Origin of the sequence: Ochrobactrum teleogrylli (assembly GCF_037482325.1) — a bacterium.
Taxonomy (GTDB): Bacteria; Pseudomonadota; Alphaproteobacteria; order Rhizobiales; family Rhizobiaceae; genus Brucella; species Brucella teleogrylli.
Window position 1 is genome coordinate 1,040,001 of record NZ_JBBHKQ010000001.1, and the last position, 15,734, is coordinate 1,055,734.

The window sequence follows — 15,734 nt, forward strand, 5'->3', positions numbered from 1 at the left end:
ATGCGATTTTCTTTTCCACAGCCAATATGGTGTCTTTTAACGTAAATTCAACCGATGAAACCTGTCGATTCGAACAGTTGCGACAAACATATGACAATCAAGCACATACCGTATCGCATTGCCGTCGATGGCGGCGGAACCGGATGCCGGGCGGTCCTGACGGACGAAGCCGGGACTATTCTCGGCCGCGCCACCGGCGGGCCGGCCAATATCGGCGCCGATACGCCGGGAGCACTTACGCATATAATAGAGGCAGCGGAACAGGCCGCTGTGAATGCGGGACTGGGCGTTGCGATATTAAGTGAGGCGCGCGCGGTGCTTGGGCTGGCCGGGGCCAATTCGCTCGCCAACCGCGAGGCGCATTATAATGCGCTGCCATTCGGGAAGGTCAGGATCGTGTCGGATGCGGTCACTGCGCTGCAAGGCGCGCTCGGCGATGGCGACGGGGCCATGGTCATTGTCGGGACTGGCTCTGCCTTTATCAGGCGAACCGGCGAGACCATTGAGATTGTCGGCGGGCGCGGCTTCATGCTGAGCGATCACGCGGGCGGTGCGCGACTGGGGCGCGAACTGCTGGAAGAAGCACTGCTCGCCGCCGATGGCATGGCTGCGCGTAGCGGACTGATCGATGCCGTATTGACGCAGTTTAACAATGACGCGCGTACGATCACCGCTTTTTCTCGTAAGGCGACTGCCGCTGACTATGCCGCCTTCGCGCCTTTGGTCTTAGAATGGGCCATGGAGGACGATCCTCTCGGCCTTTCAATCACCAAGCGGGCCTGCGATTTCATTCGTCGCGGACTGGATCGGTTGGGCGTAGGGATGCTTGGCCGCTTCAGCATGACGGGCGGACTGGCGAACGCCTATGCGGCGCTACCGTTTCTGCCGCACCGCGCACTTTATAAGCAGCCGGTCGGCGACGCCTTGCAAGGCGCACTGGCGCTGACCATGAGAGACGACTAATAAGATGAGCCGCCGGGGGCAAAAAGACTTGTCGCAACGCGGTTTAATCGCTACGTTTTTTATCTGAAAGTCTCGCAGGGGTGGCATGCTTACCAAGAAAGGCAAATACGGCCTGAAAGCCATGGTTCATCTGGCGGGAATAGCCGATGGACAACTGGCCTCAGCCAGTGAGATCGCCGAAAAGCATCATATTCCGCGGAAGTTCCTCGACAATATCTTTACCGAACTGCGCAATGCCGGTTTCGTCGTCAGCCGTAAGGGCAAGGGCGGCGGATTTTGTCTGGCGCGTCCGGCCAATGAAATTGCCATCGGCAATATCATTCGTGCGCTGGATGGCGCGCTGGCGCCCATCGCCTGCGCAAGCAAGACCGACTATCATCCTTGCGACGATTGCGATGAAGAAGAATGCGAAGTGCGCCTGATGATGCTGGACGTGCGTGAGGCCATTGCCAATGTGCTGGACCACCGCACGCTTGCCGACAGCAAGACGCTCGCCTCGCTGTCGGTTTAGCATCTCAATCAAGCCGCAACCGACCAGTTCGGAAACGGATCGGCCAGAGCCGACCAGCGTTCCGGCGTAAAGGTTTCGTCTTCCACCAGACATGTATCGAGTTCGGCGGTCAGCGCTTCCTCGCGCATCGGATCAACGCCGATAAAGACGATCTCCTGACGGCGATCCCCCCAGACCTTGTGGAAATACGGCGCCATCGCGCTCGTCCAGCCGGGTTCCGTTGGCCAATAGTTCTTCGGCACCGCCGACCACCAGCGCCCGCGCTTGGCCGTGCGCACCGATGCGCCTGCCTGGCTGATCTCGCCGACGAAATCCGGCTGGGTCGCCAGCCAGAAGAAACCCTTGGCGCGAACCACGCCCGGCCAGCTCTTATCTATAAAGGACTGAAACTTTGCCGGATCGAAAGGCCGCCGCGCGCGATAGACGAAAGAGCGAACGCCATATTCCTCGGTTTCCGGCACATGATTGTTGAAGCCGTAAAGCTCCTTATACCACAGCGGATGTTCATGCGCCTTATTGAAGTCGAACAGGCGTGTATCCAGAATGGCATCGAGCGGAACCTGTCCGAAATCAACCTCTTCGATACGCGCATCGGGATTAAGCGAGTGAATGACCTTGCGGGCCAGGTCGCGTTCTTCCGGCGAGGCCGTCGAAACCTTGTTCAGCACCACGACATCGGCAAACTCGATCTGCTCGACCAGCAGATCAACGAGAGTGCGTTCGTCCTCATCGCCCAGCGACTCACCCCGATCGCGCAGAAAATCATTCGACGCATAGTCCTTGAGCAGATTGGCCGCGTCCACCACTGTCACCATCGTATCGAGCCGCGCCACATCGGTGAGGCTCTTGTCGTTCTCGTCGCGAAACTCGAAGGTCGCGGCCACCGGCAGCGGCTCAGCGATACCCGTCGATTCGATCAGGAGATAATCGAAACGCCCCTGCTCGGCCAGTTGCGAGACTTCCTTCAGAAGATCGTCGCGCAACGTGCAGCAGATGCAGCCATTGGTCATTTCCACCAGTTGCTCTTCGGTGCGCGAGAGATTGGCCCCGCCTTCGCGCACCAGTGAAGCGTCGATATTGACCTCGCTCATATCGTTGACGATGACCGCCACGCGACGATTTTCGCGATTGTTGAGCACATGATTGAGAAGTGTCGTCTTTCCGGCACCGAGGAAACCGGAAAGAACCGTAACGGGAAGCCTTTTTCTCATGACACCGTTCCTTGAATTCAGAGGTTGGGTTGGGGTCAGTCGTGCTGATGCTGATCGAGATTGAAGGTCAGCGTGGTGAAATAGCTGAGCTTGTCGGCATCGCTGGAATCCGTCGTCGGGCTGGAGTGAGCGGCCCCGATGACATTGAGACCCGCATTGCGGATTTTGATCGTGGCGATGCCCTCGGCATTGGTTTTCACCGGCGCGGCGTGGCTGTCATTGACATAATCCGCTGTGACGGAAACGCCTTCCACCGGGTTGCCGTCGAAAAGAACCTGCACCGGCAATTCGCTGCCCGCCGTCAGGATTGTCGGGTCCATCAGGGGGACGATTTCGAATGGCAACCCCTGAGCCTGTGGCTTCTTGCGCAAATGATCGAGGATCGCGACCGCAAATTTCTGGCTCTTGCTGGATTGTTTTGCGCCCGGCACTTCGGCTTTCGACTTGTTGACCCATTTGCCATCCGGGCCTTCGGCCCAGAAACCGTTATCGAAGGTGCCACTGACCACCACCGCATTTTTCGGCACATCGAGAAGGGCATGGTCATCCTGCCGCCTGATCTCGACGGCGACTTTCTTGCCATCGACATCCTTTGCCGACACCGCCTTGAGCTTCTGCGGATCGTAAGCCTCGTCGGTTGCGCCGTGACCGTAGACCACGGCCTGCGTGCCGTGGCGCTCGGCGATCCAGATACCATGAGCGTTGGCGGCAACCGGCGCCACCAAGGCCACCGCCAGACCGACCGACCACAGTTTTGCGAAGTGACGCATCTCTTTTTCCTATATGTTATATCATTACATTATGGGTTCAAAAAACAGGCGGCAGCGCCGCCTTCGACGGATCATCCTGCGTCGGGCCATTCGAGGGATGGCCCGACGCCGTTACGGTTGCCGACAGGCTGACGGGCAACCGCAGCTGTCAGGAAGACAGGCAGGCTTTCAGCGAATCCGCCAGATTGCGGATCAGCTGCGGATAAAGATCGGGGCCGTCCTTCAATTCAGCACCAAGCGGGTCCAGAACGCCGGTTTTGGCATCGGTTCCATCGATGACCGTATTGACGAGCTTCGGTTCGAACTGCGGTTCGGAGAACACGCAGGCCACCTTGAGCGATTTGATCTTGTCGTGGATTTGCTGGATGCGAGCGGCACCGGGAGCCTTTTCCGGGCTGACCGTGATGGAACCGGCTGCTTTCACATCGAAGCGATTTTCAAAATATTGATAGGCATCGTGGAACACGACAAACGGCTTGTCCTTCACCGGCTGCAATTCCGTCGCGATATCCTTGGTCAGCGCATCCAGCTTTTCGGCATAGGCCTTGGCGTTCTGCTCATATTGCGCGGCATGGGCCGGATCGCTCTCGCTCAGAACCTTGGCAATATTGGTGACCAGCACCTTGCCATTCTGCGGATCGAGCCAGAAATGCAGATCATATTCGCCATGGCCATGACCATGATGCTCATGCGCCCCTTCGCCCGCTTCAGCAGCGTGATCGTGACCGGCTTCCGCTTCCTTCTTGTCGCCGTCATCGTGGTCATGCCCATGCGCATGGTCGTGACCCTCATGACCTTCGCCCTCATGGCCATGGTCATGCGCCTCGAACGGCCCGCCTTCGCGGAATTTCAGCCGGGTCAACCCTTCCGATTCACCGAGGGCCACAACCTTGGCGCCCTCGCCCAGCGTATCGATCGGCTTGTCCAGAAAGGTTTCCATCGACGGGCCTGCCCAGAAGATGACCTTGGCATGTTCGATAGACTCGGCATCCGAAGGCTTGAGGCTATAGACATGCTCCGAGCCTGCGCCCTGCACGATCAGTTTCGGCTCGCCGACGCCCTGCATGACTGCGGAAACAAGCGAGTGGAGCGGCTTGATCGAAACGACGACACCGTCTCGGTCTGCGGCAAAAGCAGTGCTGCCGAGACCGGCCAGAAATGCGGAAGCGAGCAGCAGGGAACGCAAATGTTTCATATTATCTCTCTTGAATGAGCGGAATGAGCGGCATATCTGGTGATATGTTATTTTATTACATCAGTTGCGTTATGCTATAACGTCTGCCATAAGGTCTAGCAACCCCTTTTTGGAGAAATTCACCCGGCATCTTTTTGGCGATATCGCATTCATCCTGAAATTGCTGTCCTGTGTGACAGCATGGGCAGGTGGATTTCACAAACGGGATATGGCGTTGCGCACCGCCCGAAAAAGACACTGGGAAAAACTCCGAATCGGCAGATGATCCGTTGGAATGCGCACTAAGCGAAATGAAGATGCAGGCAGCGAAAGCCCCGATTGCAATGGCCAGAAAGAATAGAATCCCCGCCGACAGGGCGCGGGAAACGCTGATTGAACTGAAAAACGCCGGTGTTTATCGCGACGGGCGCTGGCTTGTGCGCAATGTCGATCTGAAAGTCGAGCGCGGCGAGATCGTAACGCTGATCGGGCCGAATGGCGCTGGCAAAAGCACCGCGGCCAAGATGGCGCTGCGTATCCTCAAGCCCGACGAAGGCCAGGTGATCCATAAGCCCGGCCTGCGCATCGGCTATGTCCCGCAGAAGATCAACATCGACCGCACCCTGCCGCTTTCGGTGGAGCGTCTGCTGACGCTGACCGGCCCCTTGAGCAAGCAGGACATCATGGCGGCCCTTGAAGCAGTCGGCATCCCGCATCTTTTGAAAGCGGAGACAGCCCATCTTTCCGGCGGCGAATTCCAGCGCGCCTTGATGGCGCGGGCGCTGGCGCGAAAGCCGGATATCATGGTGCTGGACGAACCCGTGCAGGGCGTGGATTTTTCCGGCGAGGCCGCTCTTTATGAACTGATTGCGCGGTTGCGCGACGAAACCGGCTGCGGTGTGCTGCTAATCTCGCACGATCTGCATCTCGTCATGGCGGCAACCGACCGGGTCATCTGTCTCAACGGTCATGTCTGTTGCAGCGGAACCCCGCGCGACGTGACGGCAAGCCCGGAATATATGCGCCTGTTCGGCAGTCGCGCTGTCGGGCCGCTCGCGGTCTATGAGCATCATCATGATCACACGCATCTGCCTGACGGGCGCGTGCTACACAGCGATGGTTCGGTGACGGATCATTGCCATGCCGATGACGGCCATCATCATGAGCATGAGCATGCGCACGAACAGGGGCACGAGCATCACCACCATCATCACGGGAAAGGCGAACACCGTGCTTGACGATTTCTTCACCCGCGCCTTGATTGCCGGCATCGGGCTGGCGCTGACGACCGGCCCTCTCGGCTGCTTCATCGTCTGGCGGCGCATGGCCTATTTCGGCGACACCATGGCCCATTCCGCCTTGCTCGGCGTGGCGCTGGCGCTCATCTTCGACATTAATCTGATGATTGGCGTCTTCGCTGTGTCGGTCGCGATTTCCGCGATCCTGCTGCTCTTGCAGCGCCGCCACACATTGTCGGCGGATTCGCTGCTCGGCATCCTGTCCCATGCCACATTATCGCTCGGTCTCGTGATCGTCGCTTTCATGACGTGGGTGCGTGTCGATCTGCTTTCCTTCCTGTTTGGCGATCTTCTGGCCGTTTCACGGCTGGATATCGTCTATATCTATGCGGGCGGGGCATTCGTGCTTGCCGTGCTGGCCTGGTTGTGGCGACCCATGCTGGCCGCGACCGTCAGCGAGGACATTGCGCGCGCCGAAGACATGAACCCCGCCGTCTCGCGCGTCATCTTCATGCTGCTTCTGGCCATCGTCATCGCCATTGCGATGAAGATTGTCGGCATTTTGCTGATCACGTCGCTGCTGATCATTCCGGCTGCAACCTCCCGCCGTTTCGCGACCACGCCCGAGCAAATGGCGGTACTTTCATCGCTGATCGGCGCTGCTGGCGTGGTCGGCGGGCTCTACGGCTCCATTCATTTCGACACGCCGTCGGGCCCTTCCATCGTTGTCGCTGCGCTTGCTATTTTCATTTTCAGTCTTCTGCCCTTACATAAGAGAGCAGAGGCCCCATCGAAACGGATTGCTGAACAATGAGCTCGCATCACCACCATCACCACCCGCAACAGGATCTGACCCGCAACCAGACCCTCGTTTTCGATGCTCTGTCCAAGGCGGAGGGGCCGCTCAGCGCCTATACAATTCTAGACCAGTTGCGGGATGACGGCTTTCGCGCGCCGCTTCAGGTCTATCGTGCGCTGGAAAAGCTGCTTGATTACGGGCTCATCCATCGCCTCGAAAGCCTGAACGCTTTCGTCGCCTGCGCGCACCCGCAATGCCACCAGCAGGGCCTCGTCGCTTTTGCGATCTGCGAGAAATGCGGTCAGGTGACGGAATTTTCCGACGCGGCGATCGAAAATCTCGTCAGCGCCTGGAGCCTGCAAAGCGGCTTCAAGTCGCGCAAGACGACGCTTGAACTGCGTGGTCTGTGCCAGTCCTGCGGCGATCACTAACCCTTTGGAAGTAAGGTTCTCTGGCGGTCAGACTTTAAAAGTAACGCTTCGGAAATCGAAATCTGCTAAAAATACCTATTCAGGGGATTAGTGGGTAAGATTTTCATATGGCGCGCATGAAGTCGCCGCAGGAGCGGCGCAAGGAAGAAAGACAAAGGACAAGGTTACGTTCGGGAAAACTTATAGACCTGGACGGGCAGTTTATCGTTGAGTGCCAGTTCAGCGACTTGTCTCCCCATGGCGCCAAGCTCAGAACCGTTGAGACGCCTGCCCTGCCCGACCGGTTCTGGCTGTTCGACGATTATTACAAGCGCGCGCTGCTGGCCCGCATCGCCTGGCGCAATGGTCGCGAAATGGGCGTCGAGCTGATCACCGATCCAACGGTCACGCCACTGGATGCCGAACGTCTCGCCCAGCTTGGCGGAAAATATTATTCGCTGTGAGCCGCCTGCCCATCATTGATATTGGCATTGGCTTGCTTTCCGGGCGTCTGGTGGGCTGGCGCTGTCGATGTCGGCTCACCGCGCATGTTCATGGCGCGGATTTCTTCAGCCGAAATATAGTTGAACTGCTCGACCAGCAGGTCCTTGATCACCGGCTCTGGGAACCGCCCGTTCAAGTCTGAGATGATCGAGGCGCGCACGTCCTCGAACTGCACTTTCTCCACCTCTTTCGTATCCGAATAGCTGCCATAGAACTTGCGGAAAATCTCGTCGCTGATGAAAAGCTCCAGCGGCACGCTGAGCTTCTTGCGGATATTCGAATCGACCGTATAGACGAGCTGCGTCACGACATAGCCAGCAACCGCGCCGTTCGAAATGATCGGCACGCTCATCACGTCCGTCTTGACGTAATCCACGCCGCCGAAGCCGCCGACAGCGGCCTGCGCCTCACCGGACGATGACGCGTTCTGACGGGTCGCCAGGAACAACGACCCGAAGGCGACAGCGCAAATCCACAGGCCAATGACGAAAATGCGGATCATCGCGCGTGACCGAGCCTCGCGCTCTGCATGGAATAGGTGCCATCGGCTTCCTGCGTTTCCAATGCGCTGCGGATCACATCGGCGAGTTCGCCGACCGCGCGCAGATGCAGCTGCAACGCTTCGCAGTTCTTCTCAAGCTTTTGCTTCAGGCTGTCGAGCAGTGGCTGCAAGCCTTTCAGCGTCGCAGGCTCGGCCAGAGCGGCAGCCTTCTTGATCGCCTTGTTGAAATCATAGAGACCGCGGCTTTTGCGTGAATTGATTTCTGCGAGATCGGGATTGCCGCCTTCCATCAGAAGGCGCGTTTCAGTCTCGATGACGTCCTCAAGACGCTGGATGGCGCGAACCACCGGCTTCAAAGTCGGGTTTTCTACCGGTTCCATTGCCAGTTCCGGCTTCGCCAGATCATGCACCTGTTCGCTCGCCTTCGCGAGAACCAGCGATTCTTGCGGGGGCAGGCTGGTTTCAGAGCTTGTCTCGGTCATTTCAAGGGTTCCTCAATTTCGGTGGACGTCACGTCGCGCGCTGCGGTATTTATCGTTCAGCCGCGCGCGCTATCCGCGTCGTCATTTTTCTCAAGCTGCTTTTGGATGAGCGTGCGTTCGAACCCGTGTATCAGATCGTTCGAAACCGCATCGTTGCTCATAGTCTCTCCCAGATTGTTGATCACATCTCCTAGTGCTGCAGTGGTCGGCGCATCTGCCCGCCCTTTGCGCGCCGCCTGCTCCTCAAGCAGTCTGGCAATGCCGACACCGCCGCCATCCGCCATCTTGTTCGCCATGGCTTCCGCCATCATCGACTTCCAGTAGTCACCCGCGATGCCCTTGCCGAAAGTCGCTGTCGTGTCACTGGTGAACATCGACTGGACAAAGGATTGCAGCATGAAGGCCTCGAATTTCCGATAGGCCGGATTGATCGTATTCTGCGCGTCGGGCCGCATAGTCACGCCCGCCGAAAGACTGTCGGAAAAGCTTGCGAAATTATCCCGCGTCAGTCCCGTACCCGACGACGCCATTGCCGTTTGCATGGTGCCGGAGACCGACTTCAATCGCTCCGCCGCCATGCGATAGGCCTGCGGATCGGCCGCGCGGGCCACATCCATCACCAGATCCGACGGCGGGTTGATCGCCATGCAAGGTTTCCTTCTTCATCCTATGAGTGCACCATAATGGGTCAAACTTGACTGAAACTTGTGGACGAGTTCAGCGTGGCCCAGAAGGCGCTTTCGTGGTTTTCCGGCTAACGAATTCCTCGATCAGACTGGCCAGTTCGTGCCGGTCCAACTCGCTTTTGGCTTCTTCCAGCCGATCTTCCAGCAGTTCAACCCGCCGTTGTTCCTTCAAAAGCGCGCCGCGCTCTGATTCGAGCCGTGATTCGAGCGCCGCCGATTCAACTGCATTCGCACCAAGACGCTTGATGAGCAGCGACGGATCGATATCGAAGACAGCGCCGTCATATCGACGGTCCTGCATGGCGATGAGGGCCAGACGCTCCTCCTCCAGCGCAAGCTTGCGCGCATTGGAAACGGCCAATGCTGATTCGAGCCGGGCGCTGCCCAGTTTCTGCAAATCGATCAGCTTCTTGAGATTGCGTGTGTTGGTCTGGGCCATGGCCACCTCAAAACAAAGCGCGCATTTGCGTGGCGGTTTCGTTGGTGAAAAAGCGCAGCAATTCCGGCAGGATGAAATAGACCACCAGCAGCCCGCCCCCCAGCACGAAGGGCATCGACACGAAATAGATCGGGATCGACGGCGTCAGCTTGTTAACAAGACCGATCGCGAAATTGACCAGAATCGCAAAGACGATGAACGGCGCTGCTATGCGCAGTGTCGCCATGAAGGCCAATGACAGCGCATCGGTAAAATCGATCATCGCCGCGTCCGGGCGGAATCGCCCATCTACCGGGATTGCCGAATAGGAATTGAGCAGCGCGCGCAGAATTTCCAGATGCATGTCGGTGACGAAAAACAGCAACAGCGCGCTGAAGGTCACGATGGTCGCCAATGTTGCCTGCGGCTCTGATTCGGTGATCGCATCGGCGGGCGAGCCACTAAAGCCAATGGCCATCGCCATGGTGTTGGCCATGAATTGCAGCGCCCAGAAATAGATATGCGCCAGAATGCCAATCACCGCGCCGATGAACATCTCGCTCGCTATCAGGCGAAACAGGGTCCACGGCGCGCCGCTGTCGACAGCCGTGACAATGCGCGGCAAAACCAGCGGCAGCACCGCGAAGGAGCACGCCAGCGCGATGAAGAGCCGGACCTGCAACGGAATGCGCGCGCTCGAAAGCCCCGGCATCAGCATCAGGCATGCGCCGACCCGGCAAAAAGCCAGAATGGCTGCCAGAATGATGTCGTTGAGCGGCAGTTGCGCAATCGGCACTCAGGCCCCTTTCCGCGTTTCAATCATATAACCAGAGCGGTTCGTAGAACCGCTCTATCTATTTGTTTTTACGCATTATCCTACGCAAAACCGCTTCGCACTTTTGCTGGAAATGCTCTATCCCCTCGTCCTTCGATCCTTCGAGACGGTTCCCTTCGCTGCGCTCAGGGCACCTCCTCAGGATGAGGGGAAGTCTGGCGCCCCCGCCCCTCATTCTGAGGAGACCCTCCGAGCATAGCGAAGGAGGGGCGTCTCGAAGGACGAGGGATCGAGAGGTCGAGAGGTCGAGGAAATCAAAGAACCGAACCTACGAAACCGCGCCGAGCGATTTCACCTCCACGCCGCGCGCGATTTCGACATGCGACAGCACCGGCAGGGTTGCGAACAGGCGCTCGATGATCATCCGAATATAGGGCCGCGCTTCCGGCGACGACACGAGGACGAATCGCTCGCCATTGTCGAAATGCTTGCGAATGACGGTAGATGCTTCCGTACCGAACTGTTCCAGCAGGCGCGGGTCGATATCGAACTCGACGATTTCGCCCTTAGCGTCTCGCTTAAGGCTCTGGTGGAACACCAGATCCCAGCGATTGCCGAGACGCAGCACATTCAGCACGCCATTGTCGGAAAGGTCGCCGCAGATTTGCTGCGCCATGCGCATGCGCACATGTTCGACAATCATTTCCGGGCGGCGCACCATCGGCGCAATTTCCGCGATGGCTTCGAGAATGAGGTGCAGGTTGCGGATAGAAACCCGCTCGGCCAGCAGAAGCTTCAACACCGCCTGCAAACCGGAATAGGAAATATGCGCCGGGCTGATATCTTCCACCAGCTTGCGATATTCCGGCCCCAGACGATCCAGCAGAATGCGCATATCCTTGTAGGACAGGAGCTGCGCCAGATTGTTGCGCACGATTTCGCTGAGATGAGTGAGCAGGACGGAGAGATTATCAACCGTCATATAGCCATCACGGCGCAAATCGGAAGCGAAGGTTTCCGGCACCGAATAAGCGCGCATGCCGAAGGCGGGCTCGCGCATTTCCTCGCCGGGGATAGACGGGATCGGACGCTCGCCCAGCACCACCAGAATTTCACCGACGCGCAATTCATGGCTGGCCACCGCCGTGCCGTGTATCTTTATGCGATAGCTTTTCGGCGGCAGGGCAAGGTCGTCCGTCACCTTGATTTCAGGAATCACGAAGCCGTATTCCTGCGCGAATTTACGGCGCATCTTGTTGACGCGATGCGCCAGCTCCTGCTGCGACGCCATCAGGCGCGCGGAAAGCTGCTTGCCGAGGCACAGTTCAATCTGGTTGGTTTCGAGCGATGCCTTGACGGAATTGCGCTCCTGATCCGCGGCCTCGCGCTGCTTCTTGTCCGCCTCAGTGGCTTCTGCCTCGCGCTGGCGCGCCTGACGGCGGGGCACATCGATACCGATGAAGGCCATTGCGCCGCCCAGCATGAAGAACGGAAATGCCGGAAGACCCGGCATGATGCCAAGCACGAACAGCAGCATCGACGCGACCAGAAGCGCCTTTGGATAAGCGCCAAGCTGGCCGAAAATCGCCTGATCGGCTGAGCCCCGGGTTCCGCCCTTCGACACCAAAAGACCGGCGGCGAGCGAAACAATGAGGGCTGGAATCTGCGTGACGAGACCGTCACCAACCGACAGCTTGGTGAAGACGTCAGCCGCGTGGGAAATGTTCATGTCATGGCGGGTGACGCCGATGATGATACCGCCGAAAATATTGACGGCAGTGATGATCAGACCGGCAATGGCATCGCCGCGCACGAATTTCGACGCGCCGTCCATGGAACCGAAGAAGGAGCTTTCTTCTTCCAGTTCGCGGCGGCGGCGCTGCGCTTCCTTTTCATCGATCAGGCCCGACGAAAGGTCGGCATCGATGGCCATCTGCTTGCCGGGAATGGCGTCGAGCGTGAAGCGTGCGCCCACTTCCGCGATACGCGTCGCACCCTTGGTGATGACGAGGAAGTTGACGATGATCAGGATGCAGAAAACGACGAGACCGATGACGAAATCGCCGCCCATCACGAATTGCGAGAAACCGTGGATCACATGACCGGCGGCCAGATAGCCTTCATTGCCGTGGGTGAGAATCACGCGCGTCGTCGCAATATTGAGCGAGAGGCGCATCATGGTCGCGATCAGCAGGACGGTCGGAAAGGCGGAGAAATCCAGCGGCCGCTGAATCCACAGCGCCACCATCAGGATAAGCACCGAAAAGGCGATGGAAAAGGCAAGACCGATATCCAGCACCACGGCTGGCACGGGCAGGAACAGCACCGTCAGGATGATGATCATGCCTGCCGCCAGCCCCATATCGCTGCCGGTCAGAAATCCGCTTTTTATGAAGGGTTTAGCCGTTGCCTGCTGCACGTCCGTCTCCTGTTACGAAGCGGACCTTAACTTGCGAAGCTTGCGCGAAACCTGAAAGGAGGAGAGGTAGAGCATGTCCAGCAAAAGTGCGCAGCGGTTTTGCGTAGGATAATGCGTAAAAACAAATAGATAGAGCGGTTCCCCGATTCCGTTTTAACCGGAACCGCTCTAGAATCCCTTTTCGATGCGCGAATAGACGAGCAGCGTAAAGGAATTGATCTGCGCGCCGACAAAAGGCGCGGTGACAGCCAGCACGACGAAAATCACGACGATCTTCGGAACGAAGGTCAGGGTCATTTCCTGCACCTGCGTCAGCGCCTGAAACAGCGCGATGCCGATACCGATCAGCATCGCGGCCAGAACCGCCGGGCCGCTGGCCATCAGCACGGTCCAGACTGCGGAATTGACGATATCCAGCGCATCGGCTTCGTTCACCGGGATCGTCCTTAGCTGACCTTGACGCCCTGACCGATGGTGACGGTCTTCCCGTCTTCCAGCTCGGCGAGCATGCCAGACTGCTGGATCGTGACCGATTTCACCACGCCGGAAATCGTGCCGTCGGCACTGGTCACCGTGCGGCCAATCCAGCCCTCGGCCTGCGACAGCGATGAGTTGGCGATCAGCGTTTCCAGCTTGGAATTCATCTGCACGGACTGCTCGACACCCGAAAAGGTCGCAAGCTGCGAGACATATTGTGTCGCGTCCATCGGCTGCGTCGGGTCCTGATTCTTCATCTGGGCGACCAGCAGTTTCAAAAACGAGTTGTAATCGACATCCGCCTTCGCCGCCGAGCTGGCGCTCGACGAATTGTTGGCATTGGTCGTGGTGTTGCCGACCGGTGGTGTCGTAGTCATAGGCTTGTCTCCCTGGCCTCAGCGTCATTCCTGACCGGCGGCACGGCGCATTGTTCCGGCATCAATTCCGCCTCGCGCGGATATTGCGCGCGGATGGTTTTCAGCGCTTCGAAAATGCGCCCGTTATGCACCAGCTCGTCAACGATCTTCAGCGCGTTCAGGATTGCCGGATCGGAAAACGCCTTGAACATGCCTTTCAGCATTTGCGCAAAGGTTTGGCGCGCCTGATCGCGCAAGGAAGGCTCGATGAGCATCATCTGCGCGGCAAAATAAAGCTGGCGCAGCGGGGTCGTCGTCTGGTCCGGCTGGAGCACATGGTTTTCCAGAAGGAACGTCGCATCGTTGAGCAGTTCCAGCGATACCTTGCGGTCGGCTTTCAGCACGGCGCCGTTGATATAGATCTTCTCGCCAGCCCGAAGCGACAGGCGGATTGCCGATTTACCGTTGGCCGCCATCTTAAAGACCGTCCCGGATCGACCGCGTGATCTCGATCAGCGTATCGTAATCATTGCTCTCGCCCTGACGAATGCGCTCGATTTCCTTGAGCACGAAAATGCCCACGGAAATGATGGCGGCCTTCAATTCTTTCGGCAGTGCGTTTTCTTCCGATCCCAGATCGTCGATGATCGTGGTCCAGAGCCGCATTGTGAAATAACCGGCATCGATGGCTTCGCGCGAACCGGCGCCATTGGCCTTGGCTGCTGCGAGCATGTCAATCGAACGGTCGAAAAGCATCCGTTCGCGGTCCTTGGCGCTCGCCATATCGTCATTCATGACATCTTCGTAGCGCAACTGATACATGTCGTCTCCGCTAGAGCGCCTTTGAACTGACCAAATCAGATCGGCGCTCTAAATGGTTGGTCTTACGCACATCTTATCCGAAAACCGTTTCACACTTTTCGGGATGTGCTCTTATGGGCATCATCTGCGCGGATCGCCTCATGCCACCGCCGTTATGATGCCGCCCGCTTTATTTTAAATAGTTAAGCAGGCTCATGCTCTGAAGCTGAACCGTCAGCTGATACGAGGTCTCGATCTGCGTCTTCAGATTGTTGACGCGGGTCGCCGCCTCGTAAGGATCGACTTCTTCAAGATTGAGAACCGACTGGTTCAGGATCTTCTGCTGTGCGTTGATGCGCGTGACGGCCTGCGAGGTGCGCGACTGGGCGAGACCAAGCGCGGTCTGTTCGGACGTGGTCTCGGCGATGGCCTGCGTCGTCGTCTGCATCGCATGGGTGGTCAGCGCCTGAAAGGCCGAATTGTTGAGACCAATAGTAGAAAACTCGGCCATCATCGCAAGCGACATCACCGTCTTGCGAAAACCGTCGGCATTGGCGCTGATCGATGTATCGGCTGTTTCAGTCGGCGAAATACGGCTCTTGATGACAGTATCCGATGCATCCGACCAGTTGGTGTCCCAATTGGCATCGTTGAACTGGTCAGCATAATCGCCTTCCAGAAACGCCGTCATCTGGTCGGCGGTAATATTGGCGACCTGCGGATCATCCACGCCAAAGCCGAAATGCGCCGTGAAAGCGTCGCGGATAGCCGTCTGCGCCGCGCCGCCCTCGGTATAGTCTGCGAAGGGCTTCACATCGGTATTGACGCCGGAGAAGATATATTCGCCGTTATAGCTCGTATTGAGCAGACCTGTGACGCTGTTCAGGATCGACCGCGCCGAGGCGGCAATGGTCGAGCCGCTCTCGCTGGTGCTGGTGGCGCCGGTGAGATTGGCCAGAAAATCCTGCGTATTGTCGATGATCGCGCTCGTCGCCGTCTGCGTCGTGGTCATGCGCTGCTGCACGAGATTGTTCATGTCCAGCAGCACGGTCAGGCGGTCATATTCCTTGCGCAGGGAAACGCTCTGCCCCGATTTGGTGCCAAGCGCCAGCCCCACGTCGAAGACGGTTCCCGTCGTTGCTTCCTGCTGGGCCTTGACCAGATCGGCCTTGCTCTTGCTGACAAGCGCCCGAAGGGCGGCAGCTGCACCATAGTTGGAAACTGATTGCGCTTTCATG

The 15,734-nt window shown here is 58.1% G+C and carries 20 protein-coding genes; 6 read left to right on the top strand and 14 right to left on the bottom strand.

Going from position 1 to position 15,734, the window contains the following annotated elements; all coding sequences use genetic code 11:
- The first annotated feature begins 90 nt into the window (after positions 1-90).
- Positions 91-963: a glucosamine kinase nucleotide-binding domain-containing protein gene (locus tag WIX40_RS04795; protein ID WP_339438834.1), complete on the top strand. Its 873-nt coding sequence runs from the start codon at positions 91-93 to the stop codon at positions 961-963.
- A gap of 85 nt (positions 964-1,048) precedes the next feature.
- On the top strand, positions 1,049-1,474 hold the full coding sequence (locus WIX40_RS04800) for an RrF2 family transcriptional regulator (protein ID WP_339438836.1): 426 nt from the start codon (positions 1,049-1,051) through the stop codon (positions 1,472-1,474).
- 8 nt (positions 1,475-1,482) lie between these two features.
- Here the strand turns inward: WIX40_RS04800 and zigA are convergent, their stop codons facing one another.
- The 3 genes from zigA to znuA form a co-directional block, all read right to left on the bottom strand.
- Entirely contained in the window at positions 1,483-2,685 is a 1,203-nt protein-coding gene (gene zigA, locus WIX40_RS04805) for a zinc metallochaperone GTPase ZigA (RefSeq protein WP_339438837.1), read from the bottom strand.
- A gap of 35 nt (positions 2,686-2,720) precedes the next feature.
- Positions 2,721-3,455, bottom strand: a complete 735-nt coding sequence (locus WIX40_RS04810) for a DUF4198 domain-containing protein (protein ID WP_140024564.1) — start codon at positions 3,453-3,455, stop codon at positions 2,721-2,723.
- A 148-nt stretch (positions 3,456-3,603) separates the two neighbouring features.
- Positions 3,604-4,650 carry a zinc ABC transporter substrate-binding protein ZnuA gene (gene znuA, locus WIX40_RS04815; RefSeq protein WP_339438842.1) on the bottom strand — a complete coding sequence of 349 codons (1,047 nt, stop codon included), beginning with the start codon at positions 4,648-4,650 and terminating at the stop codon, positions 3,604-3,606.
- Between the two features lie 323 nt (positions 4,651-4,973).
- Here znuA and WIX40_RS04820 point away from each other — a divergent pair, with 323 nt between their 5' ends.
- From WIX40_RS04820 to WIX40_RS04835, 4 genes are all read left to right on the top strand, one after another.
- The gene (locus WIX40_RS04820) at positions 4,974-5,867 is read left to right on the top strand and encodes an ATP-binding cassette domain-containing protein (protein ID WP_109368044.1); all 894 of its coding nucleotides are present in this window, start codon (positions 4,974-4,976) and stop codon (positions 5,865-5,867) included.
- On the top strand, positions 5,803-6,681 hold the full coding sequence (locus tag WIX40_RS04825; protein ID WP_339438844.1) for a metal ABC transporter permease: 879 nt from the start codon (positions 5,803-5,805) through the stop codon (positions 6,679-6,681). Before WIX40_RS04820 ends, WIX40_RS04825 begins: the two co-directional genes overlap by 65 nt.
- The gene (locus tag WIX40_RS04830) at positions 6,678-7,097 is read left to right on the top strand and encodes a Fur family transcriptional regulator (RefSeq protein ID WP_140024566.1); all 420 of its coding nucleotides are present in this window, start codon (positions 6,678-6,680) and stop codon (positions 7,095-7,097) included. The genes WIX40_RS04825 and WIX40_RS04830 overlap by 4 nt, the downstream gene beginning before the upstream one ends.
- A gap of 107 nt (positions 7,098-7,204) precedes the next feature.
- The gene (locus WIX40_RS04835; protein ID WP_339438846.1) at positions 7,205-7,540 is read left to right on the top strand and encodes a PilZ domain-containing protein; all 336 of its coding nucleotides are present in this window, start codon (positions 7,205-7,207) and stop codon (positions 7,538-7,540) included.
- Here WIX40_RS04835 and WIX40_RS04840 read toward each other — a convergent pair.
- From WIX40_RS04840 to WIX40_RS04890, 11 genes are all read right to left on the bottom strand, one after another.
- A complete protein-coding gene (locus tag WIX40_RS04840) occupies positions 7,528-8,082 on the bottom strand; it encodes a hypothetical protein (protein WP_109367869.1) in 555 nt (184 codons plus the stop codon). The two genes, WIX40_RS04835 and WIX40_RS04840, sit on opposite strands and share 13 nt — an antisense overlap.
- Positions 8,079-8,462, bottom strand: a complete 384-nt coding sequence (locus tag WIX40_RS04845; protein ID WP_371830822.1) for a flagellar protein FlgN — start codon at positions 8,460-8,462, stop codon at positions 8,079-8,081. Before WIX40_RS04845 ends, WIX40_RS04840 begins: the two co-directional genes overlap by 4 nt.
- A 158-nt stretch (positions 8,463-8,620) precedes the next feature.
- Positions 8,621-9,211: a rod-binding protein gene (locus WIX40_RS04850; protein ID WP_339438851.1), complete on the bottom strand. Its 591-nt coding sequence runs from the start codon at positions 9,209-9,211 to the stop codon at positions 8,621-8,623.
- Positions 9,212-9,281: 70 nt separating this feature from the next.
- Complete coding sequence (locus WIX40_RS04855; protein WP_339438853.1) at positions 9,282-9,689, bottom strand: hypothetical protein; 408 nt, start codon at positions 9,687-9,689, stop codon at positions 9,282-9,284.
- 7 nt (positions 9,690-9,696) lie between these two features.
- A complete protein-coding gene (fliR, locus tag WIX40_RS04860; RefSeq protein WP_140024570.1) occupies positions 9,697-10,464 on the bottom strand; it encodes a flagellar biosynthetic protein FliR in 768 nt (255 codons plus the stop codon).
- Between the two features lie 307 nt (positions 10,465-10,771).
- Entirely contained in the window at positions 10,772-12,862 is a 2,091-nt protein-coding gene (gene flhA / locus WIX40_RS04865; protein ID WP_339438860.1) for a flagellar biosynthesis protein FlhA, read from the bottom strand.
- Positions 12,863-13,030: 168 nt separating this feature from the next.
- Positions 13,031-13,297 (bottom strand): flagellar biosynthesis protein FliQ, encoded by a 267-nt coding sequence (fliQ, locus tag WIX40_RS04870; RefSeq protein ID WP_109367875.1) that lies wholly within the window; start codon positions 13,295-13,297, stop codon positions 13,031-13,033.
- 11 nt (positions 13,298-13,308) lie between these two features.
- Positions 13,309-13,716, bottom strand: coding sequence for a flagellar hook assembly protein FlgD (gene flgD, locus WIX40_RS04875; protein ID WP_339438863.1), 408 nt, complete (start codon positions 13,714-13,716; stop codon positions 13,309-13,311).
- Positions 13,713-14,171, bottom strand: a complete 459-nt coding sequence (flbT, locus tag WIX40_RS04880; protein WP_339438865.1) for a flagellar biosynthesis repressor FlbT — start codon at positions 14,169-14,171, stop codon at positions 13,713-13,715. The genes flgD and flbT overlap by 4 nt, the downstream gene beginning before the upstream one ends.
- A gap of 1 nt (position 14,172) precedes the next feature.
- Positions 14,173-14,517 carry a flagellar biosynthesis regulator FlaF gene (gene flaF / locus WIX40_RS04885; RefSeq protein ID WP_109367878.1) on the bottom strand — a complete coding sequence of 115 codons (345 nt, stop codon included), beginning with the start codon at positions 14,515-14,517 and terminating at the stop codon, positions 14,173-14,175.
- A 169-nt stretch (positions 14,518-14,686) separates the two neighbouring features.
- Complete coding sequence (locus tag WIX40_RS04890; RefSeq protein WP_339438869.1) at positions 14,687-15,733, bottom strand: flagellar hook-associated family protein; 1,047 nt, start codon at positions 15,731-15,733, stop codon at positions 14,687-14,689.
- Position 15,734 lies beyond the last annotated feature (1 nt).

What these genes read in the sequence shown, in the direction of transcription:
- WIX40_RS04820 (WP_109368044.1), top strand. Translation starts at nt 4,974, where the DNA reads ATGGCCAGAAAGAATAGAATCCCCGCCGACAGGGCGCGGGAAACGCTG.
- WIX40_RS04830 (WP_140024566.1), top strand. Translation starts at nt 6,678, where the DNA reads ATGAGCTCGCATCACCACCATCACCACCCGCAACAGGATCTGACCCGC.
- WIX40_RS04840 (WP_109367869.1), bottom strand. Translation starts at nt 8,082, where the DNA reads ATGATCCGCATTTTCGTCATTGGCCTGTGGATTTGCGCTGTCGCCTTC.
- WIX40_RS04855 (WP_339438853.1), bottom strand. Translation starts at nt 9,689, where the DNA reads ATGGCCCAGACCAACACACGCAATCTCAAGAAGCTGATCGATTTGCAG.
- zigA (WP_339438837.1), bottom strand. Translation starts at nt 2,685, where the DNA reads ATGAGAAAAAGGCTTCCCGTTACGGTTCTTTCCGGTTTCCTCGGTGCC.
- flgD (WP_339438863.1), bottom strand. Translation starts at nt 13,716, where the DNA reads ATGACTACGACACCACCGGTCGGCAACACCACGACCAATGCCAACAAT.
- znuA (WP_339438842.1), bottom strand. Translation starts at nt 4,650, where the DNA reads ATGAAACATTTGCGTTCCCTGCTGCTCGCTTCCGCATTTCTGGCCGGT.
- flaF (WP_109367878.1), bottom strand. Translation starts at nt 14,517, where the DNA reads ATGTATCAGTTGCGCTACGAAGATGTCATGAATGACGATATGGCGAGC.
- WIX40_RS04835 (WP_339438846.1), top strand. Translation starts at nt 7,205, where the DNA reads ATGGCGCGCATGAAGTCGCCGCAGGAGCGGCGCAAGGAAGAAAGACAA.
- WIX40_RS04890 (WP_339438869.1), bottom strand. Translation starts at nt 15,733, where the DNA reads ATGAAAGCGCAATCAGTTTCCAACTATGGTGCAGCTGCCGCCCTTCGG.
- WIX40_RS04850 (WP_339438851.1), bottom strand. Translation starts at nt 9,211, where the DNA reads ATGGCGATCAACCCGCCGTCGGATCTGGTGATGGATGTGGCCCGCGCG.
- WIX40_RS04795 (WP_339438834.1), top strand. Translation starts at nt 91, where the DNA reads ATGACAATCAAGCACATACCGTATCGCATTGCCGTCGATGGCGGCGGA.
- WIX40_RS04845 (WP_371830822.1), bottom strand. Translation starts at nt 8,462, where the DNA reads ATGGAACCGGTAGAAAACCCGACTTTGAAGCCGGTGGTTCGCGCCATC.
- flbT (WP_339438865.1), bottom strand. Translation starts at nt 14,171, where the DNA reads ATGGCGGCCAACGGTAAATCGGCAATCCGCCTGTCGCTTCGGGCTGGC.
- WIX40_RS04800 (WP_339438836.1), top strand. Translation starts at nt 1,049, where the DNA reads ATGCTTACCAAGAAAGGCAAATACGGCCTGAAAGCCATGGTTCATCTG.
- WIX40_RS04825 (WP_339438844.1), top strand. Translation starts at nt 5,803, where the DNA reads ATGCGCACGAACAGGGGCACGAGCATCACCACCATCATCACGGGAAAG.
- WIX40_RS04810 (WP_140024564.1), bottom strand. Translation starts at nt 3,455, where the DNA reads ATGCGTCACTTCGCAAAACTGTGGTCGGTCGGTCTGGCGGTGGCCTTG.